At 39.6% G+C, this 24714-nt stretch carries 22 protein-coding genes; all 22 read left to right on the forward strand.

The genetic code is table 11. The features are described from left to right. The first annotated feature begins 104 nt into the window (after positions 1–104). On the forward strand, positions 105–827 hold the full coding sequence (rpsB, locus tag AB3N04_RS18680; protein ID WP_317122638.1) for a 30S ribosomal protein S2: 723 nt from the start codon (positions 105–107) through the stop codon (positions 825–827). 148 nt (positions 828–975) lie between these two features. Further along, on the forward strand, positions 976–1860 hold the full coding sequence (tsf, locus tag AB3N04_RS18685) for a translation elongation factor Ts (protein WP_368504079.1): 885 nt from the start codon (positions 976–978) through the stop codon (positions 1858–1860). A 124-nt stretch (positions 1861–1984) separates the two neighbouring features. Continuing rightward, entirely contained in the window at positions 1985–2704 is a 720-nt protein-coding gene (pyrH, locus tag AB3N04_RS18690; RefSeq protein WP_317122640.1) for a UMP kinase, read from the forward strand. Beyond that, positions 2704–3261: a ribosome recycling factor gene (frr, locus tag AB3N04_RS18695; RefSeq protein WP_317122641.1), complete on the forward strand. Its 558-nt coding sequence runs from the start codon at positions 2704–2706 to the stop codon at positions 3259–3261. Before pyrH ends, frr begins: the two co-directional genes overlap by 1 nt. 151 nt (positions 3262–3412) lie before the next feature. Then, positions 3413–4186, forward strand: a complete 774-nt coding sequence (locus tag AB3N04_RS18700) for an isoprenyl transferase (RefSeq protein ID WP_368504080.1) — start codon at positions 3413–3415, stop codon at positions 4184–4186. A gap of 15 nt (positions 4187–4201) precedes the next feature. Then, complete coding sequence (locus AB3N04_RS18705; protein ID WP_368504081.1) at positions 4202–4999, forward strand: phosphatidate cytidylyltransferase; 798 nt, start codon at positions 4202–4204, stop codon at positions 4997–4999. A gap of 60 nt (positions 5000–5059) precedes the next feature. Next, entirely contained in the window at positions 5060–6205 is a 1146-nt protein-coding gene (gene dxr, locus AB3N04_RS18710; RefSeq protein ID WP_368506099.1) for a 1-deoxy-D-xylulose-5-phosphate reductoisomerase, read from the forward strand. Positions 6206–6228: 23 nt separating this feature from the next. Then, complete coding sequence (gene rseP, locus AB3N04_RS18715; RefSeq protein ID WP_368504082.1) at positions 6229–7482, forward strand: RIP metalloprotease RseP; 1254 nt, start codon at positions 6229–6231, stop codon at positions 7480–7482. 49 nt (positions 7483–7531) lie between these two features. After that, positions 7532–9241 carry a proline--tRNA ligase gene (locus tag AB3N04_RS18720; RefSeq protein ID WP_368504083.1) on the forward strand — a complete coding sequence of 570 codons (1710 nt, stop codon included), beginning with the start codon at positions 7532–7534 and terminating at the stop codon, positions 9239–9241. 83 nt (positions 9242–9324) lie between these two features. Further along, the gene (locus AB3N04_RS18725) at positions 9325–13623 is read left to right on the forward strand and encodes a PolC-type DNA polymerase III (RefSeq protein WP_368504084.1); all 4299 of its coding nucleotides are present in this window, start codon (positions 9325–9327) and stop codon (positions 13621–13623) included. A gap of 220 nt (positions 13624–13843) precedes the next feature. Continuing rightward, positions 13844–14314, forward strand: a complete 471-nt coding sequence (rimP, locus tag AB3N04_RS18730; protein ID WP_368504085.1) for a ribosome maturation factor RimP — start codon at positions 13844–13846, stop codon at positions 14312–14314. Between the two features lie 51 nt (positions 14315–14365). Continuing rightward, entirely contained in the window at positions 14366–15499 is a 1134-nt protein-coding gene (gene nusA, locus AB3N04_RS18735; protein ID WP_368504086.1) for a transcription termination factor NusA, read from the forward strand. Between the two features lie 15 nt (positions 15500–15514). Further along, positions 15515–15787 (forward strand): RNase P modulator RnpM, encoded by a 273-nt coding sequence (locus AB3N04_RS18740; RefSeq protein WP_317122649.1) that lies wholly within the window; start codon positions 15515–15517, stop codon positions 15785–15787. Then, positions 15788–16099: a YlxQ family RNA-binding protein gene (locus AB3N04_RS18745; protein WP_317122650.1), complete on the forward strand. Its 312-nt coding sequence runs from the start codon at positions 15788–15790 to the stop codon at positions 16097–16099. Between the two features lie 16 nt (positions 16100–16115). Then, positions 16116–18221: a translation initiation factor IF-2 gene (infB, locus tag AB3N04_RS18750; protein ID WP_368504087.1), complete on the forward strand. Its 2106-nt coding sequence runs from the start codon at positions 16116–16118 to the stop codon at positions 18219–18221. Beyond that, positions 18218–18499, forward strand: a complete 282-nt coding sequence (locus AB3N04_RS18755) for a DUF503 family protein (protein ID WP_317122652.1) — start codon at positions 18218–18220, stop codon at positions 18497–18499. Before infB ends, AB3N04_RS18755 begins: the two co-directional genes overlap by 4 nt. A 24-nt stretch (positions 18500–18523) precedes the next feature. Beyond that, positions 18524–18865 carry a 30S ribosome-binding factor RbfA gene (rbfA, locus tag AB3N04_RS18760; RefSeq protein WP_317122653.1) on the forward strand — a complete coding sequence of 114 codons (342 nt, stop codon included), beginning with the start codon at positions 18524–18526 and terminating at the stop codon, positions 18863–18865. A 104-nt stretch (positions 18866–18969) separates the two neighbouring features. Next, positions 18970–19893, forward strand: coding sequence for a tRNA pseudouridine(55) synthase TruB (gene truB, locus AB3N04_RS18765; RefSeq protein WP_368504089.1), 924 nt, complete (start codon positions 18970–18972; stop codon positions 19891–19893). A gap of 34 nt (positions 19894–19927) precedes the next feature. Beyond that, complete coding sequence (gene ribF, locus AB3N04_RS18770; protein WP_368504090.1) at positions 19928–20875, forward strand: bifunctional riboflavin kinase/FAD synthetase; 948 nt, start codon at positions 19928–19930, stop codon at positions 20873–20875. 129 nt (positions 20876–21004) lie between these two features. Next, positions 21005–21274: a 30S ribosomal protein S15 gene (rpsO, locus tag AB3N04_RS18775; protein ID WP_317122656.1), complete on the forward strand. Its 270-nt coding sequence runs from the start codon at positions 21005–21007 to the stop codon at positions 21272–21274. A gap of 200 nt (positions 21275–21474) precedes the next feature. After that, the gene (gene pnp / locus AB3N04_RS18780; protein WP_368504091.1) at positions 21475–23589 is read left to right on the forward strand and encodes a polyribonucleotide nucleotidyltransferase; all 2115 of its coding nucleotides are present in this window, start codon (positions 21475–21477) and stop codon (positions 23587–23589) included. 137 nt (positions 23590–23726) lie between these two features. Then, positions 23727–24707 (forward strand): polysaccharide deacetylase family protein, encoded by a 981-nt coding sequence (locus AB3N04_RS18785; RefSeq protein WP_368504092.1) that lies wholly within the window; start codon positions 23727–23729, stop codon positions 24705–24707. The last annotated feature ends 7 nt before the right edge of the window (positions 24708–24714 follow it).

Below are 24714 nucleotides of genomic sequence, written 5' to 3' on the forward strand. Positions count from 1 at the left end.
TACACACGCCTCTAATTTGAACGTGGGTGCTGACTATTCGTCAGTCTCGTTTGAACATGATGAGAGCGGAGGACAAAAAAACCAAATTGAAGGAGGTGTTTGATGTGGCAGTTATCTCCATGAAACAATTATTAGAAGCTGGGGTACACTTCGGTCACCAGACTCGTCGTTGGAACCCAAAAATGGATCGCTACATCTTCACAGAACGTAACGGAATTTATATCATTGATCTTCAAAAGACAGTGAAAAAAGTTGAGCAAGCGTACAACTTTGTACGTGACTTAGCAGCTGACGGAGGAAAAATTCTTTTCGTTGGTACAAAAAAACAAGCTCAAGATTCAGTGAAAGAAGAAGCTGAGCGTTGTGGCATGTACTTCATCAACCAACGTTGGTTAGGTGGTACTCTTACTAACTTTGAAACAATCCAAAAACGTATTACTCGTCTTAAGAATCTAGAGAAGATGCAAGAAGACGGTACGTTCGATGTTCTTCCTAAGAAAGAAGTCATTCTTCTTAAGAAAGAAATGGATCGTCTTGAGAAGTTCTTAGGCGGTATTAAAGACATGCAAGGAGTTCCAGATGCACTATTCGTTATCGACCCACGCAAAGAGCGTATTGCAATCGCGGAAGCTCACAAGTTGAACATTCCGATCGTTGCAATTGTAGATACGAACTGTGATCCAGATGAAATTGACTACGTAATCCCTGGTAATGATGATGCTATTCGTGCAGTAAAACTTCTTACTGGTAAAATGGCGGATGCAGTGATCGAAGCTACTTCAGGTGAGGAAGAAGAAGTAGTTGCTGAAGAAACAACTACTGCTTAATTTCATTTGATCAAAAAGGGTGGTGAAGGGGATGACCCTTTGCCACTTTTTTTTACGAAATATGAACATGACATACATAAGGACAAGCTATATACGTTTGTTCTGTTGGCATGTGTGACATACTGACAACTTAAGGAGGCGTTTTGACATGGCAGTAACAGCTAGCATGGTTAAAGAATTACGTGAAAAAACAGGCGCAGGTATGATGGATTGTAAGAAAGCTTTAACAGAAGTAGATGGAGATATGGAAAAAGCTATTGATCTTCTTCGCGAGAAGGGTATTGCTAAAGCTGCAAAGAAAGCAGACCGTGTAGCAGCAGAAGGTCTTACTGTTGTTAAAGCACAAGGTAACAAAGCTGTAATCGTTGAAGTGAACTCTGAAACAGATTTCGTTGCGAAAAACGAAAACTTCCAAAAGCTTGTTCAAGATTTAGCTGAACATGTATTAACACAAACTCCAGCTTCAGTTGAAGAAGCTATGGGTCAACCATTCAAAGGTGAAGGTGAAACGGTTCAAGAATTCATCAACTCATCTATCGCTAAAATCGGAGAGAAAATTTCTCTACGTCGCTTTGAGCTAGTTGAAAAAACAGATGCTGACGTATTTGGTGAGTACTTACACATGGGAGGACGTATTGGTGTTCTTTCAGTGGTACAAAACTCTACAGATGCTGAGCTTGCAAAAGATATCGCTATGCACGTAGCTGCAATCAACCCAACTTACGTATCTCGTGATGAAGTTGCACAAGAAGAAGTTGAGCGTGAGCGCGAAGTATTAAAGCAACAAGCATTAAACGAAGGTAAGCCAGAAAATATCGTTGAAAAAATGGTTGAAGGCCGCCTAAGCAAATATTTCGAGCAAGTATGTCTACTTGACCAACCTTTCGTTAAAGATGGCGATCAAAAAGTTGGAAAATACGTTAAAAACAAAGGTGCTTCTGTTAAGTCATTCATCCGTTATGAAGTTGGAGAAGGCATGGAGAAGCGTGAAGATAACTTCGCAGAAGAAGTTATGTCTCAAGTTAAAAAGTAATCAAGCTGAAGAGGGGCACAATGTGTCCCTTTTTTCAAGGTAACATCATTTGCGTGTTACCCTACTTATAGCATCACTAGATTGAAAAGAAAAGTCTACACGTCTTGTGTTGATGGAGGTTGTCATGCAAAAATTTAACCGAGTGGTATTAAAGCTTAGTGGAGAAGCATTAGCTGGGGAATTAGGGTATGGGATTGATCCTGTAGTCATTCAATCGGTCGCTAAACAAGTAAAAGAAATCATTGAGTTAGATGTTGAAGTAGCCGTTGTTGTAGGTGGCGGAAACATTTGGCGTGGAATGGCTGGAAGTGCAAAAGGAATGGATCGTGCTACAGCTGATTACATGGGTATGCTTGCAACAGTCATGAATTCTTTAGCCCTTCAGGATAGCTTAGAGGATATTGGAGTAGAAACGCGTGTTCAAACTTCAATTGAAATGAGACAAGTTGCTGAACCATATATTCGCCGTAAAGCGATTCGTCATCTAGAAAAGAAGCGTGTAGTCATCTTTGCTGCAGGAACAGGTAACCCTTACTTCTCAACCGACACAACAGCTGCTCTTCGTGCTGCTGAGATTGAGGCAGAGGTCATTCTTATGGCGAAAAACAAAGTAGATGGTGTATACAGTGCAGATCCATCAGTTGATGAAAATGCAAAGAAATACTCAACCCTTTCGTTTATGGATGTCCTAAAAGAAGGTTTAGCAGTCATGGACACAACAGCGTCATCTTTATGTATGGATAACGATATTCCATTAGTTGTTTTCTCGATTATGGAAGAAGGAAATATTAAAAAAGCTGTTCTTGGTGAAAATATTGGAACGATTGTTAGGGGGAACTCTTAATGTCAACAGAAATTATTCAAGATGCAACAGAGCGTATGAAAAAAGCCATCGAATCATTAAACCGCGAGTTAGCTAAGCTACGTGCCGGTCGTGCAAACCCTGCTATCTTAGATCGTATCACTGTTGAGTATTATGGTGCAGAAACACCTTTAAATCAATTAGCAACGATCACAGTTCCAGAAGCACGTCTATTAATGATCCAACCTTTTGATAAGACGTCAATGAATGATATTGAACGTGCGATTCAAAAAGCAGATTTAGGATTAACACCATCTAATGATGGGTCAGTTATTCGCATTGCGATTCCACCTCTAACAGAAGAGCGTCGTCGTGATCTTACGAAATTAGTTAAAAAATCAGGTGAAGAAGCGAAAGTAGCTGTTCGTAACGTTCGTCGTGATGCTAATGACGATTTAAAGAAATTGCAAAAAGACGGAGAAATGACTGAAGATGAATTACGCCGTTATACAGATGAAGTACAAAAGTTAACGGATAAGAATATTGCAGACATTGACGCTGTGGCTGAGAAGAAAGAAAAAGAAATCATGGAAGTCTAAGCAGTTTCAAGGTAAAATGTAAGATGTATGAGACCCTCTTATTTTATAGGGGGTTTTTTACACGTTCTTATTAGTACTGTTATGAGCTAGCTTACATTAGGATATGCTGATAAGAGCCTAACCTGCTTCAACTTAGATGGAGGGCATTAAAATGCTGGAGAAATTTTCAAAATGGAAGTCTAATCTTACCCCAACAAAAACAGAATCTACAGTCGACCTTGACCCGAATACAGTTCCAGCACATGTAGCAATTATTATGGATGGGAATGGACGATGGGCTAAGCAGAAAGGCTTACCTCGAATCGCTGGTCATCGTGAAGGTATGAAAGTGGTTAATAAGATTGTCAGTAAAGCAAATGAACTAGGTGTAGAAGTCTTAACATTATACGCATTTTCAACAGAGAACTGGAAGCGACCTAAAACGGAAGTTGATTACTTAATGAAACTACCAGAGCGTTTTTTAGGTATGGAGCTACCTAAGTTAATGGAAGAAAATGTGAAGGTGCGTTTAATGGGAAGTCTTGATCATCTTCCTGAACATACCTTGAAGGCTGTTACGAAAGCTGTTCATGAAACAAAGGATAATACAGGATTGGTTTTAAATTTTGCATTGAATTACGGTAGTCGTTTTGAGATGGTAGAAGCAATGAAAGAAATTGCCAAGCAAGTTGAAAAAGGTGAAATGTCTTCGGATGAAATAGATGCGGATGTTATTGGGGCGCATTTAATGACAGCTGAGCTGAAAGATCCTGACTTGTTAATTCGGACAAGTGGTGAAATTAGATTGAGTAATTTTATGCTTTGGCAATTAGCTTATAGTGAATTTTGGTTTACCGATGTGTTATGGCCTGATTTTAATGAAGAGAACTTTGTGGAAGCCATTACTGTTTATCAAAAAAGAGCAAGGCGTTTTGGAGGAGTTTAAAGGAGGCATATTTAAATGAAGCAAAGAATAATTACGGGCGTGATCGGTGCGATTGTATTTATTAGCATGGTCATTCTCGGAGGTTGGTTTTTTTCGATCTTCATTTCTATCGTCGCCTCTGTGGCAATGATTGAACTTTTAAAAATGAAAAAAATTGCACCTTTATCTCTTATGGGAATAGTAAGTCTAGGGTCCATGTGGCTTTTGCTAGTGCCTACCTCTTGGTTTGACCAAGTGATTCCCATTACATATACAAAGGTTGAGACGTTTATTTTTGTCATACTCGTATTACTTATGTTTACTGTTTTAACGAAAAACTCGTTTACATTTGACGAGGTTGGCTTTGTCATTTTATCATCAGTTTATGTAGGGTTTGGTTTTCACTTTTTGATTGTAACTCGTGATATTGCAGACATTGGAATGTATTTAGTCTTTTTTGTTTTATTTTTAATTTGGACAACCGATTCTGGCGCCTATTTTGCGGGGAGAGCATTTGGGAAGCACAAACTATGGCCTGATATTAGTCCGAAAAAAACGATTGAAGGCTCTATCGGTGGAATCGTTGCTGCACTGATTGTTGGTTCTATCTTCTATATGATCGTTCCTATTTTCCCAAATTATATAACAGCACTATTCATTATGTTGATAGCATCTACTTTCGGCCAATTAGGAGATTTAGTAGAATCAGCATTAAAGAGACATTATGCCGTAAAGGACTCTGGAAATGTTCTTCCTGGTCATGGGGGAATTTTGGATCGTTTTGATAGCTTGATTTATGTGATGCCAATTTTGCATTTGCTACAACTCATATAGCGAGAACCTCTACATACATAATAAAAAGAATGGTGATATTTTAGATTGTAGGTGAGTATGTTGAAAAAGATTAGTTTATTAGGCGCAACTGGCTCGATTGGAACACAAACACTAGATGTAATTGAACACCATTCTGATCAATTTGTTCTAGAAGCTATGTCAGTGGGACGAAACATTGAACTGGCTCTTAAGCAAATTCACGCTTTCAAACCTTCTCTTGTATCTGTTACAGAAGAAGAGGATGCGATAAAACTTCGTAACGAAGTCCCAGCAGGAGTAAAAGTTGTTTCTGGTGAAGAGGGATTAATTGAAGTTGCAGCTCATACAGATGCTGAGGTTTTGGTAAATGCTGTGATTGGGAGTGTAGGACTTGCTCCAACCCTCCAAGCGATTGAAGCAGGTAAAACCATTGCGATTGCAAACAAAGAGACTTTAGTAACTGCTGGACATATTGTCACTGACGCTGCAAAGAAACATAATGTCCCTCTCTTACCGGTAGATAGCGAACATTCAGCTATCTTTCAAGCATTGAATGGTGAGAGCCCGGCTGAGGTAGATCGTTTGATTTTAACTGCATCTGGTGGGAGCTTTAGAGATCGTACAAGAGATGAGCTTCGTGATGTAACAGTTGATGAAGCACTCAATCATCCCAATTGGTCGATGGGAGCCAAGATTACGATTGATTCAGCCACGATGATGAACAAAGGACTCGAAGTGATTGAAGCGCATTGGCTATTTAATATTCCTTATGATGATATCGATGTCGTTCTTCACAAAGAAAGTATTATCCATTCGATGGTAGAATTTGTCGATCGAAGTGTGATTGCTCAATTAGGGACTCCGGATATGAAGGTACCTATTCAGTATGCATTAACGTACCCAAATCGTTTGCCTGCTACAAATAGTGAGCGATTAAACCTCTGGGAAATAGGCTCATTGAATTTCTCTAAACTTGATTTTGAGAGATACCGATGTATGGCGTTTGCCTATGAAGCTGGACGAATGGGTGGTACGTTGCCGACGGTATTAAATGCGGCAAATGAAGAGGCTGTTGCCGCATTTTTAGATGGAAAAATATCGTTTTTAGAAATAGAACATTTTATTGAACAAGCATTAGAGCGTCATGATAAAATTAACCAACCAACGCTTGAAAACATTAAAGAAGTAGATCGTGAGACGAGAATGTTTATCCACTCGTTACGTTAATAAAAAAAGTGGAGGTTAGTCATTTGAATACATTGGTCTCGTTTATAATTGTGTTTGGCCTACTTGTTTTTATTCATGAGTGGGGGCATTTATATTTTGCAAAGCGAGCAGGCATTTTATGTCGCGAGTTTGCGATAGGGTTTGGTCCTAAATTATTTTCATTTAAACGAAATGAAACAGTATATACGATCCGAATGTTACCTTTAGGTGGGTTTGTTCGTATGGCTGGTGAAGACCCAGAGATGGTTGAAATAAAGCCAGGTTATGAAATCGGTCTAGTTTTCAATCAAAAGCAGGAAGTAACTCAAATTATTATTAACAATAAGTCTAAGCATCCAGAAGCAAAAGTCGTACAAGTTGAGAAAATTGACTTAGAACATGAATTGTATATTCAAGCTTATGATGATAAAGAATTGATGCGCTATAAAGTAAACGATAAAGCTGTGATGGTTAAAGACGAATTACCAACTCAAATCGCACCTTGGAATCGTCAATTTGGTTCAAAGACAGTCGGTCAACGTGCTCTAGCTATTTTTGCCGGTCCGATGATGAATTTTGTACTTGCCTTTGTTTTATTAGCCGCTTTAGCGCTTATGCAAGGGATTCCAGTCGATCGTGCTGAGATTGGCGAAATTATGGAAGATGGGGCAGCCGAAAATGCAGGTTTACAAGAGGGTGACCAAGTCACTAGCATTGAGAATACCCCAGTAGATACGTGGGAAGAAATGACTTCCATTATTCAACAAAACCCGAATGAAGAAATCACATTCTCGGTTGTGCGTAATGGTGCGCCTGAGTCAATTGCTGTTACTCCAGCTGAGCGAGTTGGTCAGATGGGCGATGCAGAAGGGTTTATTGGAGTGACACAGCCCCGAGAATTTTCGGTCTTAGGTTCGCTAGCTTTTGGTGTAACACAAACGTATTTATTCATGACAATGATTTTTGAAGTGCTTGGTCTTTTAATTACTGGCCAGTTCTCACTTGATTATGTAGCAGGTCCTGTTGGGATTTATAATTATACAGGAGAAGCCGCTGCTTTAGGAATTTTTGTCTTAATGCAATGGGCTGCTGCTTTAAGCGTAAACTTAGGGATTATTAACCTTTTACCGATTCCAGCAATGGACGGGGGAAGACTTGTCTTTATCGGACTTGAAGGACTTCGTGGAAAGCCAATTGATCCTCAAAAAGAGGGAATGGTTCATTTAGTAGGTTTTGCCCTGTTGTTCTTACTAGTTATTTTCGTAACATGGAATGATATTAACCGTTTGTTCATGTAGACGGTCTTATTGGTAAATTGCATAGTTGATAGAAGAAAGGGTTTTGAAAATGAGACAACGTTCACTATTAGTACCAACATTACGTGATGTACCAGCAGATGCTGATATCGTTAGTCACCAACTAATGCTTCGTGCAGGAATGATTCGTCAAATTGCTGCAGGAGTGTATTCCTATTTACCATTAGCAAAACGAGTTCTTCATAAAGTGGAATCAATTGTACGTGAAGAAATGGATGAAGCAGGAGCACAAGAATTAACTATGCCAACTATGCACCCAGCTGAATTATGGCAAGAGACTGGTAGATGGGATAAAATGGGTGGAGAATTGATGCGTCTTAAAGATCGTCATCAAAGGGACTTTGCTCTCGGGCCAACTCATGAGGAAGTCATTACAAGTATTCTTCGTGATAGTATTAATTCATATAAAAAGCTGCCTGTAAACCTTTATCAGATTCAAACAAAATTCCGTGACGAGCGCCGTCCGAGATTTGGTTTATTACGAGGCCGTGAATTTATCATGAAGGATGCCTATTCCTTTCATGCAACTCCAGAGAGCTTAGATGAAGCATATAAGGAAATGTATGATGCTTACTCACGTATCTTCTCACGTGTTGGCTTAACGTTCCGTCCGGTTATTGCTGACTCAGGTGCGATTGGTGGGAAGGATACACATGAGTTTATGGCACTTGCTGATGTCGGCGAAGACACGATTGCATACTCTGATGAGTCTGATTATGCAGCGAATATTGAAATGGCTGCTGTTAACGTTCAATACAAGAAACAAAATGTAGAACTAGCCGAACGTACTAAAGTCGACACTGGTTCTGCTAAAACAATCGAAGAAGTTTCGAATGCTCTTAGCGTGGCAAAAGATCAAATCATCAAAACATTACTTGTAAAGATTGATGAAGATTGGACCCTTGTTTTACTTAGAGGTGACCACGAGTTAAATGATATAAAGTTAAAGCATGAACTATCTGCTACCTCCATCCGTTTTGCTGAAGCACATGAAGTGGAGGAAGTGTTATCTGCTCCAGTTGGGAACATTGGACCAGTTGGTGTAGAAGGCTTAAGAGTTATTGCTGATCATGCTGTTTCTGCGATCGGAAATGGAGTAAGTGGTGCTAATGAAGCAGATCAACATTTCACAGGTGTCAATGTTGATCGTGACTTCAAGGTTGACCAATATGCTGACTTGCGCTTCATCCAAGAAGGAGATGCCTCTCCGGACGGTAAAGGTACGATTCGTTTTGCTCAAGGCATTGAAGTTGGACAAGTTTTCAAATTAGGAACTGTCTATTCAGAGGCAATGAATGCGACTATCTTAGATGAAAATGGTAAGACTCAACCAATGATCATGGGCTGTTATGGAGTGGGAGTATCTCGTACAGTAGCGGCAATTATTGAGCAGCATCATGATGAAAATGGAATTGTATGGCCTGTTTCCGTTGCTCCATATGATTTGCACCTATTAACGTTAAATAGTAAAAATGCAGAACAAAGTGAGCTATCTGAAGAGCTTTATACTCAATTAAAGCAAGCTGGATTTGATGTATTATATGATGATCGTCCTGAACGTGCTGGTGTGAAATTTAAAGATTCTGATTTAATCGGCTTGCCAATTCGTGTATCTGTAGGAAAACGTGCAGCTGAAGGTATGGTTGAAGTGAAAATCCGTAAAACGGGTGAGGTTATTGAAGTAGCTGTGGCTGACCTTATTGACACCATTCGTACAGAGCAAGAGAAACTTTCAAATTAATAGGTTTAAAGATAGGTATCTCAATTAGAGGTACCTTCTCTTTTATGTGACTATATATTGTTTTAGAAGGAGGGAGAAAAAAGATGCCCCAAGACGAACAACTAAGAAAAGAGCGATTTCAACTACTCCTTTCGCAACTTCAATTTCCGGATGAAGTGATAAATGGCCCCTTTAAAGACGGTAAAATTCGAAAACTAACGATCATTAAAGAGAAACGGACATGGCATTTTCATATTGAATTACCAGTTCTAGTACCTGCTCATCTTTTTGAACTGTTTGAACAAAAACTGAAAGAAACATTTGCTCATATCGCAACAGTAGGGTTCACCTTTTATTATGATTCATGTACACCGAGTAAAGAGGACTGGCAAGGCTATTGGCCTTTAATCGTTACCCGACTTCATTCAGTGTCAGATGGGCTTCGCTCCTTATTGTCCAACCAAATTCCTAGGTTTGATGGGAAGAGATTAGAGATCGATGTCCGTAATGAAACAGAAGCAGTTGCGTTGAAGCGTAAATTACATGAACCTCTTAGAGAGAGTCTCGTTTCTTTAAGTCTTCCTACTATTCCATGTGAACCGATGATTAAAGAGTCCAAACAAGAATTCCAGAAATTTGTGGAGCAAAGAGAGCAAGAAGATCACTCTAAAGTTGTTGAAGCTATTTTAGAGAAAAAGAAGATGGAACAGAAGAGTGATGAGCTTGAAGGCCGGGATGTTGTTCTCGGGTATCCAATTAAAGATGATCCGGTTCCACTTGAAGGAATTGTTGATGAAGAGCGCCGTATAACGGTTCAAGGTTACGTGTTTGATGCGGAAACAAGAGAACTTAGAAGTGGCAGAACACTGTTAACGTTCAAAATCACAGATTATACCGATTCAATTATGGTTAAAATCTTCTCACGTGATAAAGAAGATGTTCCTATTTTACAAGCTGTTAAAAAAGGAATGTGGATGAAAGTGAGAGGTGGCGTTCAAAATGATACATTTGTGCGCGACTTAGTGATGATTGCGAATGATTTTAATCAAATAAAGCCAGCAGAACGCGCTGATCATGCAGGCGAAGAAGAAAAGCGAATTGAGCTTCATTTGCACACTTCGATGAGTCAAATGGATGGAATGACCTCTGCCGGTAAATATGTTGAACAAGCAGCTAAGTGGGGTCACCCGGCAATTGCGATTACCGATCACGGCGTCGTTCAATCCTTTCCTGAAGCGTATGGGGCAGGAAAAAAACACGGCATTAAGATCTTATATGGTGTAGAAGCAAATCTGGTTGATGATGGTGTGCCTATCGCTTATAACGAAGCTAATCGTGAATTAATGGATGAAGAGTATGTCGTATTTGATGTGGAGACAACAGGTCTTTCAGCTGTTTACAATACGATTATTGAACTTGCAGCTGTTAAGATTAAAAATGGAGAAATTATCGACCGATTTGAATCATTTGCTGATCCACATGAACCGCTAACCAATACGATTATTGAGCTTACTGGCATCACAGATGACATGGTAAAAGGCCAACCAGAAATCGGAGATGTATTAAAAGATTTCCACGCATTTGTTGGGGATGCCACTCTTGTCGCACACAATGCAAGCTTTGATATGGGTTTCTTAAACGTGGGTTACCAAAAGATAGGGTTGGGAGATGCAACTAATCCTGTAATCGATACATTAGAATTAGGGCGCTTTTTATATCCTGAGCTCAAAAACCATCGTTTAAATACACTTTGTAAAAAGTTTGACATCGAGTTAGTCAGTCATCATAGAGCGATTTATGATGCGGAGGCTACGGGTTATCTACTGTGGAAAATGGTAAGGGATGCGAATGAACGTGAAGTCACGCATCATGATCAATTAAATGATCATATGGGCCAAGGAAACTTTACGAGACAGCGACCATCGCATTGTATTCTTTTAGCTCAAACTCAAGAAGGCTTGAAAAATCTTTATAAGCTCGTATCCATGTCTCATGTTGATTATTTCTTCCGCACGCCACGTATTCCACGATCACAATTGCAAAAGCATCGTAAAGGAATTTTGATCGGAACGGCTTGTGACAAAGGTGAAGTATTTGAAGGGATGATGCAAAAATCTCCAGAAGAAGTGGAGGAAATTGCAAAGTTCTATGACTATTTAGAGATCCAACCACTAGATAATTATAAGCACTTAATTGAAAAAGAGTTAGTTAAAAATGATGAATCCTTAATAGAAATTATCACGAACATCGTTGAGTTAGGTGAGAAGCTAGATAAGCCAGTCGTAGCAACTGGAAATGCGCATTATTTAACAAAGGAAGATGCCATCTACCGTAAAATCTTAATTGCTTCTCAAGGTGGTGCGAATCCACTTAACAAGCAAACACTTCCGCCTGTTCATTTTAAAACGACTGATGAAATGATGGATGCATTTCGGTTCTTAGGTGATGAGCGTGCAAAAGCAGTGGTGGTGGATAATACCCATAAAGTAGCTGACTTAATTGAAGAACTACATCCGATTCCTGATCAATTATATACGCCTAAGATTGAAGGGGCGGATGATGAAATACGTGAAATGAGTTATTCAATGGCTAGAAGTATTTATGGTGAGGAGCTACCAGAGATTGTTGAAGCTCGGATAGAAAAAGAATTGAAAAGTATTATTGGTCATGGGTTTGCGGTTATTTATTTGATCTCTCAAAAACTCGTTAAAAAATCATTAATTGATGGTTACTTAGTTGGGTCGCGGGGTTCAGTAGGTTCTTCATTTGTCGCCACAATGACGGAAATTACAGAAGTGAATCCACTTCCACCACATTATGTGTGTCCAAATTGTCAGCACTCCTATTTTTTCAACGATGGTTCAGTAGGATCTGGCTTTGACCTTCCTGATAAAGACTGTCCTGAATGCGGTACAGCATATGTGAAGGATGGACAAGATATACCATTTGAAACGTTCCTTGGCTTTAAAGGAGATAAAGTACCTGATATTGACTTAAACTTCTCTGGTGAATATCAACCGCGTGCTCACCATTACACGAAAGAGTTATTTGGGGAGGAATATGTGTATCGTGCAGGAACAATTGGTACAGTAGCTGAAAAGACGGCATATGGATATGTCAAAGGTTACCAGGGTGATCATGACTTGCATATGCGCGGCGCAGAAATTGATCGTTTAGTATCAGGTTGTACAGGAGTAAAACGAACAAGCGGGCAGCATCCTGGTGGGATCATCGTTGTACCAGATTACATGGACATTTATGATTTTACGCCGATTCAGTTTCCTGCTGATGATAAGACGGCTGAATGGAAAACGACTCACTTTGACTTCCATTCGATTCATGATAACTTATTGAAATTGGATATCTTAGGTCATGATGACCCAACCGTTATTCGTATGCTTCAAGATTTATCAGGGATCGATCCTAAAACGATTCCAACGGATGATACTGAAGTGATGAAAATCTTTAGTGGACCTGATGTGCTTGGTGTGACCGAAGATCAAATCATGTGTAAAACAGGGACATTAGGTATCCCTGAATTTGGGACACGCTTCGTACGTCAAATGCTTGAAGAAACAAAACCAAGTACCTTTTCTGAATTAGTACAGATCTCTGGTCTTTCACATGGTACAGATGTTTGGCTGAATAATGCTAACGAATTAATTTATAACGGCACATGCGAGTTAAAAGATGTTATTGGTTGTCGTGATGATATTATGGTTTATTTGATTTATAAGGGCTTAGAACCATCACTTGCTTTTAAGATCATGGAGTTTGTACGTAAAGGAAAAGGGCTTCAGCCAGAATGGGTTGAAGAAATGAAAAAACATGATGTACCTGATTGGTATATTGGCTCGTGTACGAAGATTAAATACATGTTCCCAAAAGCTCACGCAGCTGCATATGTGTTAATGGCTGTACGTATTGCTTATTTCAAAGTCCATCATCCAATCCTTTATTACGCTTCTTATTTTACCGTTCGAGCAGATGACTTTGATCTTGATACGATGATCAAAGGTTCAACAGCGATTAAAGCGAAAATCGAGGAGATTAATGCAAAAGGATTAGATGCCGCACCAAAAGAGAAGGCTGTACTGACGGTCCTTGAGTTAGCCCTTGAAATGTGTGAACGTGGCTTCTCCTTTAAGAAAGTGGATCTTTATGAATCAAGTGCTACCGAGTTTATCGTCGATGGGATGAGTTTATTACCACCATTTAATGCGATGACAGGGGTCGGAACAAATGCTGCGTTGAATATTGTGAAAGCGAGAAAAGATGTAGAATTTCTCTCGAAGGAAGATTTGCAGCAGAAAGCTCGCCTGACAAAAACCGTGTTAGAGCATCTAGATGAACATGGATGTCTTAAGGGCATGCCTGATTCAAATCAGCTCTCACTATTTTAGTGAAAGCCGTTAAAGCGTGCTCTGACGCCTTCTTAAGGGTGGTGGCAAGTTGCAAATAGCAAGAGAGTATGATATCCTTGTTATGGTAATACTTAGAATACGGAACCTAAAAAGAGTGGGGAAACCCACTCTTTCGTTTTCGTTTAGACCTATTTAATGTAAGGGTATGGATGGCATAATACGTCTTTTTATAGATGGAAAGAGATCAAGGAGGGTATTGATGAGTACGAAAGTAACTGACATCATAGCTGAGTTAGCGACACCTCTATTGGACGGGCTAAACTTAGAGCTAGTTGATGTTGAATTTAAAAAGGAAGGGCCTAATTGGTTTTTAAGAGTCTTTATCGATTCAGATACAGGTGTAGACCTTGAAGATTGCGGGAAAGTAAGTGAGCAATTGAGTGAGAAACTTGATGAAGTGGATCCGATTCCTCAAGCTTACTTCCTTGAAGTCTCCTCTCCTGGGGCTGAAAGACCGTTAAAGAAAGCTCGGGATATCGAAAAGGCGATTGGCAAGAATGTTTTCGTGACAACGTATGAGCCAGTTGATGGTGAAAAAGCATTTGAAGGAATGCTTCAAGCGTTTGATGGCGAAACGATTACGATTGAAGTCAAAATCAAAACGCGTAAGAAATCTTATGAGATTCCGTACGATAAAGTAGCAAGTGCACGTTTAGCGATTATTTTTTAATTGAATACGAGCATATTTTTTTGTGGAAGTTGAAAGGGGGATGTTACATTCATGAATAGTGAATTTATGGATGCGTTAACGACACTAGAGAAAGAAAAAGGTATTAGTAAAGATGTGATTATTGAGGCGATCGAGGCCGCTTTAATCTCAGGGTACAAGCGTAATTTTAGCCAAGCGCAAAATGTACGCGTTGATGTGAACCGCGATAATGGAAGTATTCGCGTATTTGCACGCAAGACGATTGTAGAAGAGGTATTTGATGCTCGTCTTGAAATTTCTCTAGAAGAAGCAAAAGGAATCAACCCGAACTATGAAGTAGATGATATCGTTGAAATTGAAGTAACACCTAAAGATTTCGGCCGTATCGCCGCTCAAACGGCTAAACAAGTCGTAACTCAGCGAGTACGTGAAGCAGAACGTGGAATCATCTACTCAGACTTCATTGATCGTGAAGAGGATATTATGACGGGGATTGTGCAACGTCAAGATCACCGTTTTATCTACGTTGATCTAGGTAAAGTAGAGGCCCTATTACCGCTTAACGAGCAAATGCCAAACGAAACATATAAGCATAATGATCGCATTAAAGCGTTTATTACGAAAGTGGAGAAAACAACGAAAGGTCCTCAAATTTTAATTTCACGAACTCACCCAGGCCTACTTAAGCGTCTTTTTGAATTAGAAGTTCCAGAGATTTATGATGGAACAGTTGAAATTAAATCAGTATCACGTGAAGCTGGTGATCGTTCTAAGATTGCTGTACACGCTGAAAATCCTGAAGTGGACCCTGTTGGTTCGTGTGTAGGACCTCGTGGGCAACGCGTTCAAACGATTGTTGATGAGCTAAAAGGTGAAAAAATTGACATTGTTCGCTGGTCAGAAGATCCTGTGGAGTATGTGGCAAATGCTCTTAGTCCTTCAAAAGTTGTGAAAGTAAATGTAAACGAAGAAGACAAAATGACACAAGTGATTGTGCCTGATTACCAGTTATCATTAGCAATCGGTAAACGTGGTCAAAATGCACGTTTAGCAGCGAAGTTAACAGGGTGGAAAATTGATATTAAAAGTGAGTCAGAAGCGAAGGAATTAGGTCTGTTAAATGATGAGGACCTTGCTCCTCTAGAAGATGACTCAGCTCTAGAAGAAACGTTTGTACCTGATGTAGAAGATCATAACGAAGAGTAAGAAGGAGACGGGGCCATGAAACAGCGTAAAGTTCCTCTCAGAAAGTGCATCATTACTCAAGAAATGAAGCCAAAGCACGAATTAGTGCGAATTGTCCGCACACCTGAAGGAGAAGTTGTATTAGATCTTACAGGTAAAAAGAACGGACGTGGTGCTTACATTAGCAATAGTGAAGAATGTTTTAAAGAAGCGAAAAAGAAAGATAGTCTATCTAGACATTTGCAAGTGAAACTTACCGAAGAGCAATATGATCAATTAGAAGCACAACGTCAGCGGGGGCAAAAGTAAATGAGCTACCAACAACCTAAATGGGTCTCTTTACTTGGTCTTGCTGCACGTGCTAGACAATTGGTCACTGGGGAAGAGCTCGTCATTAAAGATGTTCGTCATCAATCTGTACGGTTGGTACTTTTATCGAATGATGCAGCAGAACAGACAAAGAAAAAGATATTGGACAAATGTGGCTATTATTCCGTTCCTGTTCGAATTGTCAGCGATCGAGCTACACTTGGAGCTGCAATTGGTAAGGCAGAACGAGTGGTAGTTGGGATAAAAGATCCTGGGTTCGCAAAGAAGATGACCTCATTATTGGACCAATAAATGTGGAGGTACGTATATGAGCAAAATGAGAATATATGAATACGCAAAAGAGAAAAACGTTCCGAGTAAAGATGTCATTGAGAAATTAAAAACAATGGATGTATCGGTATCGAACCATATGTCTTACATTGATGATTCGGTTATTGCTAAGTTAGAAGGAAAACCAGCTCCTAAGCAAAATGAAATGAAAAAAGACAAGCCGAATAATACGGCTCAAAAGCAACAAGGGAAGGCTACCAATCATATGAATAATAACAACAACAATAACAAGAGAAAAGGCAATAAGCCGAATTTCCAACAAAATCGTGGGAAGCAACAAAATAAACGTAATGAAAAACCTCGTCAAGAGCCGCCTAAGCCAAAGCCGCTTCCAGAGAAAATTACATTTATTGAATCATTAACAGTTGCTGAACTAGCGAAAAAGCTTCATAAAGAACCTTCTGAACTGATCAAAAAGCTTATGGCTCTTGGTGTAATGGCTACTATTAACCAAGAACTTGATAAAGATACTATTGAGCTTATTGCAACTGATTATGGTGTGGAAGTAGAAGAAGAAATTGTTGTTGATAAAATTGACCTTGATAGTTATGTAGAGGAAGAAAAAGAGGAAGACTTAAGAGAACGTCCTCCTGTTGTTACAATTATGGGTCACGTTGACCATGGTAAAACAACATTGCTTGATTCAATCCGTAATACGAAAGTGACAGCTGGAGAAGCTGGCGGAATTACACAACATATTGGCGCATATCAAATCGAAACGAATGGAAAACCTATTACGTTCCTTGATACACCTGGTCACGCAGCCTTTACAACGATGCGTGCACGTGGAGCTCAAGTAACGGATATTACCATCCTAGTTGTGGCAGCAGATGACGGTGTAATGCCTCAAACAAAAGAAGCGATTAGCCATGCAAAAGCTGCTGGAGTACCAATCATTGTGGCAGTGAATAAAATGGATAAAGAAGCTGCTAACCCAGACCGTGTTATGCAAGAGTTAACCGAGTACGAACTTGTCCCTGAAGCTTGGGGTGGAGACACAATCTTTGTTAATGTTTCAGCATTAAATGGCCAGGGTATTGATGAATTATTAGAAATGATTCTTCTTGTTTCTGAAGTAGCTGAATTAAAAGCAAATCCTGATCGTATGGCTCGTGGTACAGTTGTAGAAGCTGAACTTGATAAAGGACGCGGTGCTGTAGCGACACTACTAGTACAGAATGGAACATTGAAAATTGGAGATCCAATTGTTGTAGGGCACGCATTCGGTCGTGTTCGTGCTATGGTCAATGATCTTGGTCGTCGTGTGAAAGAAGTAGGTCCTTCAGCTCCAGTAGAGATTACTGGTCTAAATGAAGTGCCTCAAGCTGGGGATCAGTTCCAAGTATTCGCAGATGAGAAAACAGCTCGTCATATCGGTGAAGCTCGTACGAGTCGCCAACGTGAAGAGAACCGTGCTGATAGTTCTAGAGTAAGTCTTGATGATTTATTTAATCAAATTCAGCAAGGGGAAGTTAAAGATATCAACATCATCATTAAAGCTGATGTTCAAGGTGCAGTTGAAGCAATGAGAGGCTCTCTTGAGAAAATCGATGTTGCAGGCGTAAAAGTTAACATCATCCATACCGGAGTAGGAGCGATCACAGAATCGGATATTATTCTTGCTTCAGCTTCAAATGCCATTGTTATTGGATTTAACGTTCGTCCTGATAATGGAGCAAAACGTACTGCTGAAGTTGAAAAAGTAGATATTCGCTTACATCGTGTTATTTATAACGCGATTGATGAGATTGAATCTGCTATGAAAGGGATGCTTGATCCAGAATTTGAAGAAAAAGTGATTGGTCAAGTTGAGATCCGTACGACGTTTAAAGTATCTAAAGTTGGTACAATTGCCGGTGCTTATGTAACGGAAGGGAAAGTCTCAAGAGACTCTACTGTTCGTTTAATCCGTGATGGTATTGTTATTTATGAAGGTGCTATTAACGCATTAAAACGTTTCAAAGATGATGCAAAAGAAGTTGCTGCAGGTTATGAATGTGGTATTACTCTTGAAAAATTTAATGACATCAAAGAAGGCGATGTTATTGAAGCGTATGTGATGGAGGAAATTGAACGTAAATGATCATCGGTTCGGTCCGTTGTGAGCTTCTAATTTATGATGCCCATTCACTTAAAGAGAAGCGTTCTGTTCTAAAAAGTCTAGTAACAAGGCTGAAGCAACGTTTTAATCTAGCAGTAGCAGAAACAAACTTTCAAGATGTGTGGCAACGCGCCGAGCTTACAATTGTCACTGTATCAAACGAGAGAGTCATCTGTGAGAGGGAACTCGAGCGTGCGATCAAGTTTATTGATACAGAGTCAGAAGCTGAACGGACGGTCACAACATATGAGTGGTTATAATCGTATAAACAGAGGTGAACAACTATGAGTAACGTTCGAGCAAATCGTGTTGGCGAACAAATGAAAAAAGAGTTAAGTGATATTATTATGCGAGAATTGAAAGATCCTCGTATTAGCTTTGTCACGATTACTGGTGTAGATGTAACGGGTGATCTGCAGCAAGCAACTGTGTTTATTACGGTTCTTGGCAGTGATGAACAAAAGGAAGCTACTCTAAGTGGACTTTCAAAAGCGAAAGGTTTTATCCGTTCAGAGATTGGTAAAAGAATTCGTTTACGTAAAACTCCTGAATTAACCTTTGAATTTGATGAATCAATTGAGTATGGTAATCGTATTGAAACATTATTAAAAGATTTAAATAAATAATGTTCAGCGTTTATGAATAATGCTTGTAAAAGGATAGGGAGCACTTGCTTTCTATCCTTTTTCAGCACGTATAAAGGAAAAGTTAATAAATTAGAGGTGTGTGTATGAAACAGCTTGAAGGTATTTTGCCGCTCATAAAGCCAGCTGGTATGACATCACATGATTGTGTGATAAAGATCCGCCGTTTATTCCAAACGAAAAAGGTAGGGCATACCGGTACATTAGATCCAGATGTCGTAGGCGTGTTACCGATCTGTATCGGACGTGCCACAAAAGTTGCTCAATATATGTCTGATTACACAAAAACATATATTGGTGAAGCGACGATAGGGTATTCAACTACCACCGAAGATAAAAGCGGAGAGATTGTCGAGCGTATGGAAGTAAACAATCCGTGGTCTAAAGACGAAGTCCTCGCGTTATTGTCTTCTTTTAAAGGGGAAATCACGCAAGTTCCCCCTATGTATTCTGCTGTTAAAGTAAATGGCAAAAAGTTATATGAGTATGCCCGGAAAAATCAAACGGTAGAACGACCTAAAAGACAAGTGACCATCTTTGAACTTGATTTAATGGGGGATGTAACATATAACGAGGGGATGAAGACCTTTTCTTTTCCATTTAAAGTCATATGTAGCAAAGGGACATACGTTCGCACGCTTGCAGTTGACCTTGGTAAAACGTTAGGTTTTCCAGCTCATATGTCTGCCTTGAAACGAACAGCGTCAGGCCCTTACACCACTGAAGTGTGTACGACGTTAGAAGAATTAGAGGCGTTAGAGTCAATTGATGCAAGAATGGATAAGTTGCGGCCTCTGGATGAAGCGGTTCAGCACCTACCGAAACTAATTGTTGACCACACGGTCGAGCAACTCATAAAATATGGTTCGGTCTTACCTGAAGAAAAAGGATTAGATGAATTGCGCTTTACCGTTTATAATGAACAAGGGGAATGCTTAGCGATTTATCAAAAGCATCCGACAAAACCTGGTCTTATTAAACCAGAAAAAATGATCTGGACTACGAGTTAGCTCATATAAGTTAAGCAGAAAAAGGGGAATCTTGATGGATACGATTTATTTGCATCACCCAATTGAAGCGAATACACTGAAAAAACGCCCAACTGTACTTGCGCTTGGTTATTTTGATGGGGTTCATATCGGCCATCAAAGGGTAATAAAAACAGCTTGTATAGAAGCAGGTAAGCGTGGATTAGAAGTAGCGGTTATGACATTTCATCCACATCCTAAAGAAGTATTGCGAAAGCAAACAGAGCCTATGCGCTATTTAACCCCACTCCCTTTGAAAGAAAAGAAGATAGAAGCATTAGGAGTGGATACATTATATGTCGTTACGTTTACCAAGGAGTTTGCTTCGTTAACACCACAGCAATTTGTAGATGACTACATAATTGCTCTTGATGTGAAACATGTGGTAGCTGGATTTGATTTTACATATGGTGCGCTTGGAAAAGGGACGATGGAAACACTTACCTTCCATTCGAGAAATAAATTTGATCAAACAACGGTAAAAAAAGTAGAACAAGACGATGTGAAAATCAGCTCTACAAAAATAAGAGAACTGTTGGATGAAGGAAAAGTCGATGAGATCTCTTTTTATTTAGGAGAACCTTATCAGATTTATGGTACTGTAATTGACGGTGACAAACGAGGACGTACGATCGGCTTTCCAACGGCAAATGTTGAACCGAAGGATCACGTTAAAATCCCTAAAACAGGCGTATATGCTGTAAGCTTTTTTGTTAATGGCAAGGAGTATAATGGGGTTTGCAATGTGGGGTTTAAGCCTACTTTCCATTCAGATGCCACCGCTCCTTCCATTGAAGTAAATATTTTTGATTTCGATGAATCAATCTATGGCAGTAATGTTGCTGTTTCTTTTCTGAGAAGAATTCGTGCCGAGAAGAAGTTTAATCAGGTGGATGAACTGATCACACAAATTCAAAAAGACAAAGAAGAAGCAATTGAATATTTTGCTGAAAAAAGCATCTAAGTTTCTTGCATTATGTGTCTTAACGTTGTATAGTAATGGTTGTACTTCAAGTACACATCCGTTTCTTGGCAGGACGATTCACCGACGCTTGCTAGGGAATAGGAGATAATTTAAAGGGAGGTGAACAGGATGGCATTAACACAAGAGCGCAAGAACGAGCTAATTGCTGAGTTCAAAACTCATGATACTGACACTGGTTCTCCAGAGGTTCAAGTAGCTATCCTTACTGAGCAAATCAACACATTAAACGGGCACTTACGTACTCACAAGAAAGATCACCATTCACGTCGTGGTCTTCTAAAAATGGTAGGTCAACGTCGTAACTTGTTAACGTACTTACGTAATAACGATGTTACTCGTTACCGTAACCTTGTTGACAAGCTTGGCTTACGTCGATAAGCATGATGAAAGCGGGAGATTTCCCGCTTTTTTCTTCATCTAAAAGCGATGGAAATCTCTCCCTACATCTCATGTTTAAGCTATTATACATAAACAGAGACGCTAAAAAAGAGGATCTTGATTGACTCTTTTATTTTTCACATAAATCGGTAATAATAAGAAAAGATTGAATAATTTTAGTGTACGAGAGGAGTACGCATATGGAACAAGAAAGACAAGTTTTTTCAATGGATTGGGCTGGCCGCGAACTTACGGTAGAAACAGGTCAATTTGCAAAGCAAGCAAACGGAGCAGTACTCGTTCGATATGGCGATACAGCTGTATTATCTACGGTTACAGCATCAAAAGAACCTAAGAATTTAAGCTTCTTCCCACTTACAGTTAACTACGAAGAGCGTTTATACGCAGCTGGTAAGATCCCAGGTGGCTTTATTAAGCGTGAAGGTCGTCCGAGTGAAAAGGCAATCTTGGCGAGCCGTCTCATTGATAGACCAATCCGCCCACTATTCCCCGATGGATTCCGTAATGAAGTTCAAGTCATTAGCATCGTGATGAGTGTTGATCAAGACTGTTCATCTGAAATGGCAGCAATGATCGGTTCATCTATTGCACTTTCGATCTCAGATATTCCTTTTGATGGTCCCATTGCAGGTGTAACGGTAGGGCGTAATAATGGCGATTTGATTATTAACCCTACAACTGAACAACTAGATAATAGTGATATTAACTTAGTTGTTGCAGGTACAAAAGATGCAATCAACATGGTTGAAGCAGGTGCGGATGAAGTACCTGAGGAAACGATGCTTGAGGCGATCATGTACGGTCATGATGAAATCAAACGCTTAGTAGAGTTCCAAGAGGAGATCGCTAAGGCAGTAGGTAAAGAAAAGAAAGAAATTAAACTAAAGCAGGTTGATGCAGACCTTGAAGCTAAAGTTCGTCAATTAGCTGAGTCTGATTTGAAAAAAGCTGTTCAAGTTCAAGAAAAGCATGAGCGTCAAGAAGCAATTGATGCAGTGATGAAGCCAATCCTTGAACGTTTCGAAGAAGAAGATGCTGATTTAGTCGGAGACGTTAAAGAAGTTCTTCAAAAAGTAGTAAAAGAAGAAGTTCGCAGATTGATTACCGTGGAAAAAGTACGTCCTGATGGTCGTGGAGTAGATGAAATTCGTCCACTAGCATCACAAGTCGATATGTTACCGCGTACGCACGGTTCTGGATTATTCACACGTGGACAAACTCAAGCTCTTAGTATTTGTACGTTAGGTGCTCTAGGAGATGTTCAAATCCTTGATGGCCTAGGTATTGAAGAATCAAAACGTTTCATGCATCACTATAACTTCCCACAATTTAGTGTCGGTGAAACAGGCCCAATTCGTGGTCCAGGTCGTCGTGAAATTGGACATGGTGCTTTAGGTGAACGTGCGCTTGAGCCAATTATTCCAAATGAAAATGACTTCCCATACACGATCCGTCTTGTATCTGAGGTACTTGAATCAAATGGTTCAACTTCTCAAGCTAGTATTTGTGCAAGTACACTTGCGATGATGGATGCTGGGGTACCAATTAAAGCTCCGGTAGCTGGTATTGCGATGGGTCTTGTAAAACACGAAGAACATCTTACCGTTTTAACAGATATCCAAGGCATGGAAGATGCATTAGGTGATATGGACTTTAAAGTAGCGGGTACAAAAGAAGGCGTAACCGCTCTTCAAATGGATATTAAGATCTCTGGTATTAATCGTGATGTACTTGAGCAAGCTCTTGAGCAAGCTAAACGAGGACGTATGGTGATTTTAGATAATATGTTATCTGCCATTGCTGAATCACGCACAGAGTTATCTCAATATGCACCTAAGATCATGACAATGCATGTTAACCCGGATAAGATCCGCGATGTTATTGGACCAAGTGGTAAAATGATTAACAAAATTATCGAAGAGACTGGAGTTAAAATTGACATCGAACAAGATGGTACAGTTTACATCTCTTCAGTAGATAGCAAAATGAACGAACAAGCTCGTAAGATCATTGAAGATATTGTTCGTGAAGTAGAAGTAGGCCAAACGTATCTTGGTAAAGTGAAGAGAATCGAGAAGTTTGGTGCATTTGTTGAATTGTTTAAAGGTAAAGACGGTCTTGTTCATATTTCTCAATTAGCTGAAGAACGAATCAACAAAGTTGAGGATGTTGTTAAACTTGGTGATGAACTATTAGTTCGTGTCACTGAAGTGGATAACCAAGGTCGAGTGAATTTATCTCGTAAAGTTCTTCTTAAAGAAGAAAAAGAAAAACAAGAACAAGCTGGTAAATAACAAGAAGGAGACAAGGAATTTCTTGTCTCTTTTTTTTACTATGTTTACTTCTTATATCAGCAGGAGTTGACTAACTCTGTTCTACCTCGTCCTTCTTTTGCATAGGATGCCATTAGAAGGAAGGAGGATTGATGAGGATGAAGAAACATGCATCCGCTTTATTTGTATGCTGCTGTTTATTGGTGATCTCATTTGGAGCTGTACAAAATCCGTTCTCATTGCAATACATAAATGAATTGAAACAAGAGTCTCAAATGGTCATGAAAGAACAAGATCCATTACATGAAGAGATTCTCGCAAAGAAAGAAGGCTATGAACAAGCAGCCATTGATGCTAGAATTGATCCAGTCTGGAAGGCAGTACCGGGATACAATGGGTTAATGGTTGACGTGAATGCTTCCTATGATAAGATGAAGAAGCTGGGCTCATTTGAGGAACAACGATTGGTATTTGAGGAAATAAAACCTACTGTTCACTTAGAGGATTTACCTCCATCGCCGATCTATAAAGGCAATGAAAAAAAGCCAATGGTCAGTTTACTCGTTAATGTGGCTTGGGGAAATGAATATATTCCTGATATGTTAAAAGTAATGAAAGAACATGGAGTAAAGTCTACCTTTTTTTTAGATGGTTCATGGGTGAAAAGTAATCCAACAATGGCAACGATGATTTTAGAACAAGGTCATGAAATAGGGAACCATGCTTATTCTCACCCTGATATGAAATCATTAACTTTGGAAAGAATGAATGAAGAACTCAAAAAAACGAATGATGTCATACTTGCAACGCTAGATGTTACACCAAAATGGTTTGCCCCTCCTAGTGGAAGTTATTCACAAACAGTTATAGATCAAGCTTCCGTACATGGAATGATGACAATCTTATGGTCTGTAGATACCGTTGACTGGAAACGTCCACAACCAGAGGAAATGGTGAATCGTGTTTTAAGCAAAGTTCATCCGGGTGCAATGGTATTGATGCATCCAACAGAACCAACAGCTATCGGCCTTGAGGACATGATTAAAGGTATACAAGCTAAAGGACTAGAACTCGGAACGGTATCAGAATTAATGTCTGAATCAAGAGTTCATCATAATGGTGTAACCCTGGATGACTGAATATAGG

Origin of the sequence: Alkalihalophilus sp. As8PL, assembly GCF_040939795.1 — a bacterium.
GTDB lineage: Bacteria > Bacillota > Bacilli > Bacillales > Bacillaceae_D > Alkalihalophilus > Alkalihalophilus lindianensis.

Excerpts from the sequence above, each read along its gene's own strand:
- tsf (WP_368504079.1), top strand. The coding sequence starts at position 976 with ATGGCAGTAACAGCTAGCATGGTTAAAGAATTACGTGAAAAAACAGGC.
- AB3N04_RS18725 (WP_368504084.1), top strand. The coding sequence starts at position 9,325 with ATGCCCCAAGACGAACAACTAAGAAAAGAGCGATTTCAACTACTCCTT.
- rbfA (WP_317122653.1), top strand. The coding sequence starts at position 18,524 with ATGAGTAACGTTCGAGCAAATCGTGTTGGCGAACAAATGAAAAAAGAG.
- AB3N04_RS18785 (WP_368504092.1), top strand. The coding sequence starts at position 23,727 with ATGAAGAAACATGCATCCGCTTTATTTGTATGCTGCTGTTTATTGGTG.
- rpsO (WP_317122656.1), top strand. The coding sequence starts at position 21,005 with ATGGCATTAACACAAGAGCGCAAGAACGAGCTAATTGCTGAGTTCAAA.
- AB3N04_RS18700 (WP_368504080.1), top strand. The coding sequence starts at position 3,413 with ATGCTGGAGAAATTTTCAAAATGGAAGTCTAATCTTACCCCAACAAAA.
- AB3N04_RS18705 (WP_368504081.1), top strand. The coding sequence starts at position 4,202 with ATGAAGCAAAGAATAATTACGGGCGTGATCGGTGCGATTGTATTTATT.
- pnp (WP_368504091.1), top strand. The coding sequence starts at position 21,475 with ATGGAACAAGAAAGACAAGTTTTTTCAATGGATTGGGCTGGCCGCGAA.
- truB (WP_368504089.1), top strand. The coding sequence starts at position 18,970 with ATGAAACAGCTTGAAGGTATTTTGCCGCTCATAAAGCCAGCTGGTATG.
- ribF (WP_368504090.1), top strand. The coding sequence starts at position 19,928 with ATGGATACGATTTATTTGCATCACCCAATTGAAGCGAATACACTGAAA.
- AB3N04_RS18740 (WP_317122649.1), top strand. The coding sequence starts at position 15,515 with ATGAAACAGCGTAAAGTTCCTCTCAGAAAGTGCATCATTACTCAAGAA.
- AB3N04_RS18745 (WP_317122650.1), top strand. The coding sequence starts at position 15,788 with ATGAGCTACCAACAACCTAAATGGGTCTCTTTACTTGGTCTTGCTGCA.
- nusA (WP_368504086.1), top strand. The coding sequence starts at position 14,366 with ATGAATAGTGAATTTATGGATGCGTTAACGACACTAGAGAAAGAAAAA.
- rimP (WP_368504085.1), top strand. The coding sequence starts at position 13,844 with ATGAGTACGAAAGTAACTGACATCATAGCTGAGTTAGCGACACCTCTA.
- infB (WP_368504087.1), top strand. The coding sequence starts at position 16,116 with ATGAGCAAAATGAGAATATATGAATACGCAAAAGAGAAAAACGTTCCG.
- AB3N04_RS18720 (WP_368504083.1), top strand. The coding sequence starts at position 7,532 with ATGAGACAACGTTCACTATTAGTACCAACATTACGTGATGTACCAGCA.
- AB3N04_RS18755 (WP_317122652.1), top strand. The coding sequence starts at position 18,218 with ATGATCATCGGTTCGGTCCGTTGTGAGCTTCTAATTTATGATGCCCAT.
- frr (WP_317122641.1), top strand. The coding sequence starts at position 2,704 with ATGTCAACAGAAATTATTCAAGATGCAACAGAGCGTATGAAAAAAGCC.
- pyrH (WP_317122640.1), top strand. The coding sequence starts at position 1,985 with ATGCAAAAATTTAACCGAGTGGTATTAAAGCTTAGTGGAGAAGCATTA.